Annotated in this window: 13 protein-coding genes; 6 read left to right on the forward strand and 7 right to left on the reverse strand. The window is 31.4% G+C overall.

The window, feature by feature from the left end; all coding sequences use genetic code 11:
• Positions 1-4: 4 nt before the first annotated feature.
• The 3 genes from K5783_RS01665 to K5783_RS01675 form a co-directional block, all read right to left on the reverse strand.
• Positions 5-724 carry an archaellin/type IV pilin N-terminal domain-containing protein gene (locus tag K5783_RS01665; RefSeq protein WP_297471833.1) on the reverse strand — a complete coding sequence of 240 codons (720 nt, stop codon included), beginning with the start codon at positions 722-724 and terminating at the stop codon, positions 5-7.
• Between the two features lie 74 nt (positions 725-798).
• The gene (locus tag K5783_RS01670; protein ID WP_297471834.1) at positions 799-1,653 is read right to left on the reverse strand and encodes a plastocyanin/azurin family copper-binding protein; all 855 of its coding nucleotides are present in this window, start codon (positions 1,651-1,653) and stop codon (positions 799-801) included.
• Between the two features lie 95 nt (positions 1,654-1,748).
• Positions 1,749-2,429, reverse strand: a complete 681-nt coding sequence (locus K5783_RS01675) for an archaellin/type IV pilin N-terminal domain-containing protein (RefSeq protein ID WP_297471835.1) — start codon at positions 2,427-2,429, stop codon at positions 1,749-1,751.
• A 214-nt stretch (positions 2,430-2,643) separates the two neighbouring features.
• Here K5783_RS01675 and K5783_RS01680 point away from each other — a divergent pair, with 214 nt between their 5' ends.
• The gene (locus K5783_RS01680; protein ID WP_297471836.1) at positions 2,644-3,453 is read left to right on the forward strand and encodes a TrmB family transcriptional regulator; all 810 of its coding nucleotides are present in this window, start codon (positions 2,644-2,646) and stop codon (positions 3,451-3,453) included.
• 12 nt (positions 3,454-3,465) lie between these two features.
• On the opposite strand, the gene K5783_RS01685 is transcribed toward K5783_RS01680, so the two are convergent.
• Positions 3,466-5,268, reverse strand: coding sequence for a tetratricopeptide repeat protein (locus K5783_RS01685; RefSeq protein WP_297471837.1), 1,803 nt, complete (start codon positions 5,266-5,268; stop codon positions 3,466-3,468).
• Between the two features lie 136 nt (positions 5,269-5,404).
• On the opposite strand from K5783_RS01685, the gene K5783_RS01690 reads away from it, so the two are divergent.
• Positions 5,405-7,726, forward strand: a complete 2,322-nt coding sequence (locus tag K5783_RS01690; RefSeq protein ID WP_297471838.1) for an Ig-like domain-containing protein — start codon at positions 5,405-5,407, stop codon at positions 7,724-7,726.
• Between the two features lie 30 nt (positions 7,727-7,756).
• Here K5783_RS01690 and K5783_RS01695 read toward each other — a convergent pair whose 3' ends face one another.
• Positions 7,757-8,452, reverse strand: coding sequence for a hypothetical protein (locus K5783_RS01695; RefSeq protein ID WP_297471839.1), 696 nt, complete (start codon positions 8,450-8,452; stop codon positions 7,757-7,759).
• Positions 8,453-8,635: 183 nt separating this feature from the next.
• Here K5783_RS01695 and K5783_RS01700 point away from each other — a divergent pair, with 183 nt between their 5' ends.
• Both K5783_RS01700 and K5783_RS01705 read left to right on the forward strand, forming a co-directional pair.
• Positions 8,636-9,484: a matrixin family metalloprotease gene (locus K5783_RS01700; RefSeq protein ID WP_297471840.1), complete on the forward strand. Its 849-nt coding sequence runs from the start codon at positions 8,636-8,638 to the stop codon at positions 9,482-9,484.
• A 51-nt stretch (positions 9,485-9,535) separates the two neighbouring features.
• The gene (locus K5783_RS01705) at positions 9,536-10,006 is read left to right on the forward strand and encodes a response regulator (RefSeq protein WP_297471841.1); all 471 of its coding nucleotides are present in this window, start codon (positions 9,536-9,538) and stop codon (positions 10,004-10,006) included.
• A 26-nt stretch (positions 10,007-10,032) separates the two neighbouring features.
• On the opposite strand, the gene K5783_RS01710 is transcribed toward K5783_RS01705, so the two are convergent.
• Both K5783_RS01710 and K5783_RS01715 read right to left on the reverse strand, forming a co-directional pair.
• Positions 10,033-11,184, reverse strand: coding sequence for an ATP-binding protein (locus tag K5783_RS01710; RefSeq protein ID WP_297471842.1), 1,152 nt, complete (start codon positions 11,182-11,184; stop codon positions 10,033-10,035).
• Between the two features lie 116 nt (positions 11,185-11,300).
• Complete coding sequence (locus K5783_RS01715; RefSeq protein ID WP_297471843.1) at positions 11,301-11,684, reverse strand: hypothetical protein; 384 nt, start codon at positions 11,682-11,684, stop codon at positions 11,301-11,303.
• 136 nt (positions 11,685-11,820) lie between these two features.
• On the opposite strand from K5783_RS01715, the gene K5783_RS01720 reads away from it, so the two are divergent.
• Positions 11,821-12,069, forward strand: coding sequence for a hypothetical protein (locus K5783_RS01720; protein WP_225866908.1), 249 nt, complete (start codon positions 11,821-11,823; stop codon positions 12,067-12,069).
• 279 nt (positions 12,070-12,348) lie between these two features.
• Entirely contained in the window at positions 12,349-12,513 is a 165-nt protein-coding gene (locus K5783_RS01725) for a DUF1059 domain-containing protein (RefSeq protein WP_109877304.1), read from the forward strand.
• Positions 12,514-12,672 lie beyond the last annotated feature (159 nt).

Consider the following 12,672-nt stretch of genomic DNA (forward strand, 5'->3'; position numbering starts at 1 on the left):
TGGTTTAACCTAGGTCTACTACGGATGTAGTGATTGTTGGAACTTGACGTTCTACTGACAATGAGGCTCCAGTTGCTGGAATTATCTCCACTCTAACTGTATCAAGTGAAGTTGGTCTCTCTCCATCTTCAAATGCTACTACCAATACTGCATGCTCGCCTTGATCTAATACTGCATTAGCAGTTGTTTGGACTGACCAATAGATGAATGCTGCTGTGTTAGCTACAACAGATCCTGTCATTGGCTGTGCATTGTTAAAATCATCAAAATCACTACTACTTTCAGCATCTGCTTGATCTAATGCGGATGTTAAAGATCTGTATTCTGTTGCCGTGATTGGACCTGCGTAAACATCATCATACTCAATTGCATTACTAAGGTATCTTACAGCTGTTGTTGCTGCTGACAAGTCTACTGCATCTCCACCAGAAGTAATCTTGATTGGGTATGCAGTTGCATTAAGATATGGAGTTGATGAACAACCTCCTGCCGATGTTGTGCAACCTACGCCGATAACTTTACCGGCAACCTGCATGCTGCTACTAGACTCTCCTAATCCAGCGATGATTGTGGTTTTTGCTTTCTGTGATGTAGTAAATCCCATGTTAAGTACAACAAATGCCAAGGCTGCTGCTACGATTACAAATGCAATCATGACTATTGCAGACTCTACACCGATGACTCCACGATGAGCATGTCGCGTTCCCTTTCGCTGTAATTTCATTGATTAGAAAATGAATGATGTAGGTATATCATGGCGTGTGTTTGCTGTGATCATACATGTTTAAAATAATGACTTTAAAGAGAATTTTTGAAGAAATTTAATGAATTGACGAATTCTTTTTCTGTCATTAAATCATTTCCGTACCAGCATAATGTTTTTTTGAACCAATTTGGAAGAAGTACTTCTTCAAAAATAAAATTATCTTCTAATTTAAAATCTTGACAAAATTCCAGATATTTTGATTTCTCATATGCTATATTTTTTGAAATTTTTATCTGCATGCTGGTAGATTCACTTGGAATGCCATAAACTAACTTGAGTACATAATTTTCATCTTTGTCCCATAAAGAATCTGAAATATCTATAACTTCGTTAAAAGATGAATCTGATTCAAATGATTTGATTTTTTGATAGACGAGATTGTTTTTACTGTCATAAATTAACATCTCATATTCTGTATTTCCTAAATCTGATTCCACTAATCCTCCAATTGATAAAATATTTTGATTTAGAATTTCATATGATATGTCTAATGTGGAAAAAAGTATGTTTGGTCTATCTTCAAAAAATATTTTACCTGTATACCATGGATGTATTTCACAAAAATAATAGTATCCTGCATAATCCGTAAAATCTAATGAAATCGAATTGCTATTTTCTCCTCCTGAAATAATATCTGTGGAAAAGAATGTTCCAGAATAATCTGGATGTTGAGGTACTCCGCTAACAATTCTATGGCTAATTGAATCATTGTTTTGCCATGTTACTCTATCTCCTGAAAATATTGGGAGTTCTTTGGGCTTGAACAATTCTTGTCCTCCATGGCTATCGTAAGGATTTATGGATACGATCCAAGAATTTTCTGCATATGCTGACAATACGATATATGGTAAAACCATGAATAATCCTAAAATTATCATTATTTTCATCGTCATCACATAATCATAAAAAATTTGTAATTTGTAGTGTTGTTTGATCAAAATAAACAAAATAAAAAAGTAAAAAACCTGGCTAACTCACAAGATTAACCAAGATCTACTATTCTCGATGATATGTTTGGAACAGTACGCTCTACTGACAATGGTGCTCCAGTTGGAAGAATTACTTCTGCTCTAATCACATCAAGTGACTGTGGTCTTTCAGATTCTGAAAATGCTATTGCTAACATTCCGTGTTCTCCTTGGTCCAAGATAAAGTTGTCATTTCTATTTACGTTGAAATAAAAAATTGCTTTTGTATCCGTTGGACTAGAAGCATTTACCGGATTTGATGAAATATATCCTGCTGTAACTGATGCTTCCATGGCATCTGCCAGTGTATCATAAGTTCCTGTAGCTATAGCTCCTGCATAGATGTTTCCATGCTCAACATTGTTACTAAGATAACGAATGGCAGCATTTGAAGGATTAAGATTAATAGATGATCCTCCAGAGACAATCTTTAGTGGAACAGCTGTTGCATTAAGTTTTCCTGCAGTGATGTGGCCTGAACCTACAATTTTCCCTGCAATCTCTAATGCACTACTTGCTTCATCTGCACTTGAGACTATGGCATTTTTTGTTTTTTGCGTAGTTGAGAATCCCATGTTAAGTACAACAAATGCTAAGGCTGCTGCTACGATTACAAATGCAATCATGACTATTGCAGACTCTACACCGATGACTCCACGATGAGAATGTCGCGTTCCCTTTCGTTGTAATTTCATTGATTAGAAAATGAATGATAGGGGTATATCATGGCGTGTGTTTGCTGTGATCGTACAACTTTTCTGAATGGGGGTGTTCGTTTGGAAAAAACATACAGTATCTAATTATGTCAAAATTTGTTTAAAACTTAATGAAAAATCAACGACTTCTAAGTTATAAAGTTCCTAATGGTGGATCAGATATATACCAGAAAAACTCAGAGGAGAAAGTAATATGTTAAGTAAAGATGAAATCTATAATTCTCTAGTTCATTTTGGTTTAGAAGAAATAGATGCCAAAATCTATGTAGGTCTGCTTCAAATGGGTTCTGTAACTGTAGGTACAATGGCACAAAAACTAAACGTCGATAGAGGAAAGGCATACAGATCTCTTAACAAGCTGAGAAACATGGGAGTTATTTCAACAACCTTTTCAAATCCTACAATTGTGAATGCTGTAGAGCCATCAGAAGCATTAACAAGTGTAATTCAAAAGAAAGAAGATGAAATAGTGATGTTACAAAAGTTGGCAAGAACGGTAATTGAGAGTCTGCATAATTATGAAAATAATGTGTCTGCTACTGATTTGTCATCATTCTCTATTGTTCAAGGAAGATCAAATATCTATACTAGAATTGGAAAACTAATTCAAGAATCTACAGATAAAATCTTCCTGGTTACAACTTCAGATGATTTGATGAGGATGTATCATACATCTATTCCAGATAAAATCCATGCAAAAATTAGCACAGGCGGCGAAGTGAGAATAATTACTAATGACTGTGATTCCAAAACAATGGAGATAATTGAGCAGTTAGGTACGCCTGAAGTTAAAATTGGAAAACTACCCTCTAAAAGTAGGATGATTGTGGAATCCAAACATCAACTAATAATGTCTGGTGCAATGAAAGAATCCATGGATCTTAACGACGATGTAGATTCAATCATGTACACAAATTCTGAAGAGATGGTTGAAAACATGTTTAGTTTGTGTACTCATTTATGGAAAAAATCAAAACCAATGGAAATACTATCTTCCAATTAATTTTTTCTTTTTTTATTTTATTAATTCTTTAAATTCAAACATATTTGATATGCTTTCAAAAATTACTTCGTTTGATGCAATTTCTTTAAATGTATTATTTGTTTTAATCACTTTGGATAAAATTTCCATGGCTTGTTTTGTATTGCCTTGTATCATCTGAATCTTTGATTTTTGATATTGTGCATAATAATAGCGGTCGTCATTCTCTGGAATTTGCTCTAGACAAAGAATTGCATCCTCGTATTTTTGTTGAGAAAAAAACGCCATAGATTTTTTCAAAATTATGTTTGAATCCAGAGGATTCACGCTCAGTGCTTTTTCAAAAGAATCTATTGCCTTCTCAAAATTATTCAAAATTAGGTGTGTTTTGCCAAGTTCATAGAATGCTTGTGGATTATTTTTGTTATTTTGGATTATTTTCATGGCTATTTGACCTGCTTCTTCATGACGCCCAAGAATGGATAATAGGTGGGATTTTCTCTCTAAAATTGATGTTGATGATGATTTTGATAATAGTTGATTAGTATAAGATAACCCGTTTTCATAATTTCCCACTTTTAATGATAGTTCAGCTGCATTTTCCAGTGCTTCAATATTGTCTGGTTCTGATTTGAGGATGTTTTCTATACATAGAAGAGCTTCTTGAAATTCTTGTTTTTGAGCAAATATTCTTGCTTTGTAAATGAGAGCAATATTGTTTGTTTTTGTTTTACCTAAAACCCCATTAAAAATAGTTAATGCAGCAGCAGTTTTATTGTTGTTGAATAACAATATTCCTTTCTTTAATAATTGCTCTCTGGGTTCTGTTGTTGAATCTACCAAATGATCACAACACTCTATTGCTTCATCAAGTTTTCCATTTTTTTCTAACAATTCGATTTTATAATTTAATGCTTCTTTATGGTTTGGTGAAATTTCTAAAATTTTTTCAAAATTGGACATTGCCTCATTAGTATTATTTATGTCCATGTGTGTTTTTCCTAAAAGCAGATGTGCCTCTATATTGTTTGGTGTTTTATTTAGTACTTTTTTAAAGTGTGCAATTGCATCATTAAAATTATTGATTTCAACATATATTTTTCCTAAAAGCAAATGAGCTTCTACATGGTTTGGTGAAATCTCTACAAGTTTATTCAAATATATTAAAGCCTTTTGATATTCATTTTGTTTTGTAAATGTATGTCCTAGCAACAATAATGAATCAACATGATCATTATCTGCAATGATTGATTCTAATATGCTAATTCCATCTTGAATATTTCCAATTTTTATTTGTGATTTTCCTAAATAAAATTTGGCCTCTAAATTTTCAGATTCTAAATCTAGTATGTTTTGAAACTGTTTAATTGCTTCTGAAAAATTTTGTTTTGCAAACATGATTTTCCCTTTCATAAAAAACGCCTCTGGAATATTCTTATATGTAATTAAGGCTTCATCATAACATGTTAGCGCCTCATCTAATTTTGATAATTTAAAAAGACATAATCCCTTGTTACATAAAGCTGAATATGATTGAGGGTTTTTTGCTAAGGCACTTTCATAGTACCTTAATGATTCAGAAAATTTTCTACATGCAAGAAAATAGTTTGCAAGATTTAGATCATCTGTAAAATCTTCAAAATCATCATCTCCGTCAATTTCTCCTTTAATTCTCTCTCTTGATTCTAATAATTTCTCGATTTTTGATCTTACTTCCGTATCAATTTGGGGTAATTTAGGAAATAACGTTCTAAATGATACTCTATTTTCCTCCAAAATACTGCCTATTAGGCCATTTACCATCTTAAATTTGACTAACGCAGAATTTGCAGACATTAATTATGCAGAGATTTTTGTTGTAATAGCATTCTGTACGTTCAATTTGTTTAAACTGAGCATTTTTGTTGGAAATATTTGTGCGTTCAATTCGGGTGAACTTATGATTATAATGTTCATTTAAGTTGTTTATATATTGAAATCAATATTATTTGGAGTATCTCTTTTGTTGACTTTTTCTGTCATAGGCTATGCTTATGCAATAGAAAATGAGTATGAATTGGAATATAATCTTCTTCCTAACAAAATTCATGAAAATGATATAGTTACTTTAGAAGTGTATAACACACATGGCAGTAAAGTATCTTTGGATAAAATACGTGATCTGAAAGTTGAATCTCTTGACAAATCCATTATTGAAGTAATTGATTTTGAAAAAATCCATCCCTACAAAACCTTGATTAAATTAAAAGCATATGATGAGGGTGAAACAATTCTTTATGTTTTCACTGAAGGTTCTACATTATTGGAGATTCCTGTAAAAGTTTATGGAAATAATCTTCCAAAAAACATCTCTCTTGATCTATTTCCTGATGTTTTTGAAATAGACCAAAACAATCAAGGAATATTGTCACTTTTACTTACCGATGAAAATGGTATGGTGACAAGAGCAGACAAAGATTATTTAATAAAACTTGGTGCTTCAAAATCGGGAGTTATCACTTTTAGTGATTCTACTGCGATTATATCTAAGGGGGAGTTTGAAACCATGCAAACTTTTACGGTAAATAAAAAAGGATTAATCACTATTACTGCAAAGTCTGATGATCTTGAATCATCTAAATTATTAACTGTTGATGAATCTGCTGACAGAGAAATTCAAATATTTATAATTCCTGAAGATATTAGTTCGTCTAACACTTCAAGTGGACATTTAATTGCACAGCTATTTTCCAATGGAAAGTTAATCAAAGCTACAAAAGATATCACTGTTTTCTATGAAATTGAAAGTTCAACTGATTCAGAAACTGTAAACACAAGTTCTGATGTTAATACTATAAACCCTAATGGATACTTTCAAATTAAAAAAGGGCAAACTTATGGACATGAGTTATTTTCAATTCAAAAAGGCGAAACTGACTCCTACACACTTACTGCAACAACTCAAGATCCATTAGTAATAGTCGAAGAAACATTTGAAACAATAGATGTTGAATTGTATGGGCATGAACAAATAAAATTTGAACCCCTATCTGTTTTATCGGATGGTTCTAGGCAATTAATAGGCGTGCTTTATCTTGAAGATGAAAATGGTCATCCTGTAACTGCTGATAGAGATATTGTTGTTCCATTTACTACCTCTGATAAAACAATCTCTATTGAGAATTCGATTATTAAAAGAGGATTTGAATCTGCTTTGGTATTTGGGAACATGGGGTATTTTGTTCCTGCAAATTCTAACATTGCCCCAAATATTCCCAACTCTGAAGTTGTTACACTAGATATTGATGGATTTGATGAGGATTCTGTATCCTTGAAGACCTATGTGTCTACAGATCATTTTCTAAAAGGTGAACGACATTGGATTGCTGTATATATGGAATCTTCTGATGGGTTGTTTCAAATTCCAAATTACCTGCAAATTGATATCTCTGATTCTGATATATTTGCAGTTGATAAAGAAAACATAATGAAATATCCTTATTTTACAATAATCCCTATAATGGCAGTTAATTCAGGTGATGACGATTTAGTAATTAATGCAGGTGAATTTGAAACTAGTATTTCATTATCTAGTGTTTCATCAAAACCTGATTCATTATCCCTTGACTATTCTGATAGATTATTTAATGGAGTTAAAGATACATTTGTTTTGCAAATATTAGATTCCTCAGGATTCCCTGTAAAAATCAATGAAGACATTAATGTCAAAATATTTTCTTCTGATTCCTCCATACTTGATTTTCCCAAAAGTGTAACAATTCCCAAAAAGTCTAGTTTTACATTGTTTGATCTAGAACCTGCATCTTCTGGAACCTTTGATGTTTCTTTTGTTTCTGAGGGATTACCAATACTTACTGAAGAGATCGTCGTCGAGGAAATTACCCCTACAATACAAATTACTAGCGCCGATATTGTGGAAGAAGGAGACTCTTTTATTGTTTCAATTTTGGCAAAACAAAATGGAGTTCCTTTGCAAAATGCTCCTGTTATTTGGGAATTAGAGGGCGGTATTACTACTATCAGTGATGAACAAACTGGTCCCACAGGTGAGGCAATTGCATCTATAATTTCTACTTCGGATGAATCTGTAAAGATTTTGGCTAGTATTGACGGTCCTATTCAATCAGCATTTGCATCAAAAATTATCAAAGTCAATGCAACATCTATTGAAATGATTCAAGAATCTGATGATTCATTTAAGAAACCTGACGTTGCAGGATTTGATCCTATATTAATTATGGTCCCTGCTGTAATTGTGGGGATGATATTTTATATGAAAAGAAAGTCAAAATAAATTCATTTTCTATGAATTAATTTTTTAAAGTTAAAATTCTGCAAGTCGTTTTAGTTCTTTTAATATTTTATCATTATTTTGTATTATGTCTTCTGGTGTGCAATTAAGCATGTGTCCATTCTCTATTTTATAAAATTTCCATTCCTCGCAAATTGTATTATTTGAAATATTTGAATTATCATACTTCCAATCAAATCCGTTAATTGTGTCTGGATCTGGAAATGACGGTCCTCTCTGAAGAATCATTGTTTCCTTCTCATAATTTATCTTGACTTTGGAATTTAATGCGCCTGGATACATAAAAATAACATTTGGATGAGAAGTTATTGCTAAAAATTCGTTTTCTGTAACAAATTCATTATGTAACAAAACTATTGAATCATAATTGTTCAAAATCTCAGGATTTTTATCAATATCTATGTCATCTATTACACTATATCCTAAGAATTCTAAAACCCTAAAACTTTTTGCACCTACAGAAAAAATAGGATCATAATATTCTTCAATTTTCACTTCTGAACATGTATCACATCTGCCCAAATAGAAGTCATGAATTCCTCCCCATGCATACGCTGTTTGTGTGAGAATAGGATATATCACTGCAGTTTTTTCAGGGGCGCTAAGTTCGTCATATTGCTCAAAAAATCGAGTCTCTGGCATTTGAGATATTCTATACTCATCAAAATCATTAGATGTGTTTAGTGCTTCTGAAGAACCTGTTTTCAAAATAATTATCACTGATAACATAATCAAAATTGAACAAATCATAATTTTTCTACTTATCGGCAATATTTTCTATGCCTAAGAATAATACAAAAAGAACTATTTGTTCGAATTAAACAATATGAAAGGTTTGTTCATGGTGGACAGACTCTCATATATCGATGAATAATTAATAAACAAATTCAAATGTTAGGCATATCTTATGTTCTTAAAAATAAGAAATTAATTCATTTCACTAAAAAAAATCTCCCACCTAGAACAAAAGTATCCAAAATTAAACATCAGAAATCAATTCTAGTTTTACAAATTGGAATACTGATATTTTTTGGAGGTTATTTTACTGGACTTCCATCTTCATCTGGTGAAAATGAAGAACTTCTAAATTATGTTGGCCTTTTTAATTCCGAACATACTGTCGAAAATTTGAGAGGTGATTCTATTAGTCTTTCTAAATACTGGAGACTTTCTCAAGGATCTTCATTAAGTGTAAATATTCTAAACCCTGTTTCAATTTCTAACGAATCCATTGAAACTATTCGGGAATCTATATTATCAAAAGAAAAAATTAATCTCGAAGATTCTTTATTGCACAAAGGACCTCAAAACTCTTTCTCAAATTATTACATTGGTTGGGCTGGAGCCCTTGAAAATACTCCTGAAACAAAAATTCCAATCCCCAAAAATTTTGAAGTTCTAAACTCACAAAAATCAAATGGTGATATTGTTGTGATTTTATCAAACATTAAAGATCGTTCAGGTAATACTGGTTATACCAAAACAATTCTGGAAGGCGAAGAAATTGTCAAAGCCTTTATAACAATTTATGATGTTGATTCACTTTCAAATACTCAGCTTGGAACAATTATGAGACATGAATTTGGACATGCGTTGGGATTGGGACATTCAACTGCTCCTGAAGATCTCATGGCCCCAACTATTGATATGACTTATCCATATATCTCAGACTGTAACATAATTGCAATGACTGATTTGTATAATGAGAATTCTGATGGGACTACAATATGTGAAAAATGAGCTTAGATTCAACAAACAAGTCTTGATAACTAAAAAATTGGTAAAACAGAAATGGTCAAAAAATTACTAATCGCAGAAGACAACAAATTTACTGCGATGCAATATAAAAAATTCTTTGAAGCAAATGGTTATGATGTTGATATCTTTAACAATGGTGCTATCTGTCTTCAAAAATATGAAAACGAATTAAGATACAGGAAAATTGTATTAAAGGATAAAACACCTCCCTATGATTATGTTTTATTAGATCAGGATATGCCAAAAATGACGGGTACTGTAGTATCTGAAAAAATCCACAGACAATGTCCTCGACAAAGAATTATTTTCTTGTCTGCATATGGTCAAAGCATCATGCAATCAAATGAAAGCACAAAAGATTCCTATCTTCAGATCATGCAAAAACCCTTTTCTTTGGAATTTTTACTAAAGAAAATTACTCCAAGATCCTTTTCAAGTATAAAAAGATCTAACCAAGAAAATAATCTATTAACTGCAACTCAAAGTCCAGAAACAATCCGATAATTTTGCTTAAAGATAAGTGACTTTCATTAAAAATGAGAATCAATGAGATCATTATCTATTCCTTTTTTTGGAATTCTGATTGTAAATATTGTGGGTGGTGAAGTGACGAAAATTTTTCCTCCATGTCCGCTAATTATTGATTTAACACTGGCTAATCCTAGGCCTGTTCCTTGCTGTTTTGTAGTAAATAAAGGTTCAAAAATTTCTTCTATTATGTCACTTGGAATTCCTTTTCCTGAATCTTTAATTTTGATGACTATGTTTTCTCCTTTATCTTCTAAAATAATTTCTATGGTGCCTTTTCCTTCAATTCCTTGAATTGCATTTAAAATTAAATTGGTAATAGCAACTGAAAGTCGTTTTTTATCACAATAAATTTCAAAATCGTTTTTAGAAATTTCAAAATAAATTCTGTCTGGAAGATTAATTGAATCTAACGAGTCTGCAATGATTTCCGAAATTAGGGTTTTTTCAAATCGCATAGGTTCTTTTCTAATGAAGCCTAACACATCGTCTATTTGATGAGATATTCTGTCAATTGCGCGCTCAACTCTATCAAAATGCTTTGTTTCTAATTCATTTTTGCCATATATGATCTTGAGATTTTCAAGTGATACTCTAATTATTGAAAGGGGATTTCTAATATCATGTGATAATCTTGCTGCTAGTTCTCCAATAGTGACTAGTTTTTCTTGCTTAACCAATTTTTTTGATTGTTCTTCAATTATTTGATTGGATTTTTGTAATTTCATTAACGTCTCTTCCATTTTACTTTCTTTTTCTTTTTGATTTGTAATGTCAAAACGTATGGCGATATATTCTAAAATTTCTCCATCTTGATTTTTAATAGGTATAATGGTTGCTTTGTTCCAAAAGAGCTCTCCGTTTTTTCTTTGATTACAAATTTCTCCAGTCCATATTTCTCCTTTCGAGATTGTTGCCCATAACTCATCATAGTATTCTATGGGATGTACGCCACTTTTCAACATTAATAGATCTGTTCCAATTATTTCATTTTCTGTAAATCCTGAAATTTCACAAAACTTTTGATTTACATGTGTAACAATTCCATTTGTATTCATCACTGTTACGATTGATGAAGAATCAATCGCTCTTCGTAAATTGTCTTCTAGAGAATTTTGTTTTTCCATTTTGGATATCTTCGTTTTCTCTGCCATGACCAATACAACAAAATAATGTTGAATTGCTTTGATTTATGTGCATCTCACATAATAATATAATAATGTCCACATTTTCCGAAATCGGTAATTCGATTATTTTTAATAAAATGAACCTATCTTCTTTCTTCTGATTTAATTTCCCACTTTTTAGTACCGAATCTTGAAGTTTCTAATTCCAAGTGCCCTATGACTTTATCTCCATTGAGAACTTTGGCATAATCTGATTTTTTCCTACGAATGATCCTTGCTTCTTCTTTATATCCTCCTTCTATCATTTTTATTCCAAATCTTTTTCCAGCTTTGGAGATTAACTTCCTACTTTTAACTGAGTCATCTGATAATAATAATAAATCAAAGTCACCAAAATTCTGTGTAGATAAAATACTATTTTTTAATTTTACTTGCAATTTTAAATCTGAATCTTTCGCTTGTTCGTTTAACCAACTTGCAACTTTTTCACCATTGCCTTTTTCAGCTCCATAAACCTGTTCTTTCATGGATTTACTCACAACAATCTATTAATATGATTTTTTAATAATTCTGTTTTTTTAGTTTGACGGCTGTATTTCTGCCAATTTGGAATTGGTTTTTTACCTATTTTTCCATCTAATCTATAACTTTTCTTGTGATAATATGAATATGTACAAGATATCTGTTCATCTAGGTACCTGTATTGCAACCCAACAAAACAAACCTACCTCATATTGGACTGTGTTGAACCATTATGGGATAACTCATACTGATCTAAAAAAACTGAATTTATCATACGAAGAACTCTATGAGATATATAAGATAATTCAAAGACATGAAGAAATACGTGAATTCCTTAAAAATCTAAAGGAAAAAATTGCAATGACTGCAAAAAATAACAACGTATCATAATTCAGATTAGAGATTTCACATTTTTTGAAATTTGAACAGGTTGCCTACTTTGCACATACAACACCCCATTAACCAATCTGTTGTAATTATGTTGTCATCGATAACTCTCAATGGGATGTCGCGTCCTTTGCGACTCCCCCTTTTAGGGGGTTCGATTTTTTTATTTTCAAAATTACATATTTTATTAAAATGATTTCTCTTTCTGTTGTGTATTTGACTAAATTTATTTGTTTTATGTGAACAAACCAAATGATTTATTTATATTTTTAAAAGAACAACATGGTAAAAATATCCTGTAACAATTATGGATTTGATTGTAGTTTTGAAATAAATGGCAATACAAATGAAGTAATTGAAAAATATCAAAAGCATTCTATAGATGAACATGGAATAGAATATAGCACTGAAGGGATTAATCAATTGCTTCTTAGAATGAAGAACTAACATTGTTTATTCTGTTTAGAACATTCTATGAGTTGATTTTTTTGATAATATGAGAAATTTATGAATATTAATTATTATTCATTAATCTCAATATCTTCTAAAATCTCTAAATGGTATAAGTATGACTCAAAAACCATTGGGGCATTTTGCTGCAGTGAT

This window comes from Nitrosopumilus sp. (genome assembly GCF_025699125.1).
In the GTDB taxonomy this organism is placed as follows: Archaea; Thermoproteota; Nitrososphaeria; order Nitrososphaerales; family Nitrosopumilaceae; genus Nitrosopumilus.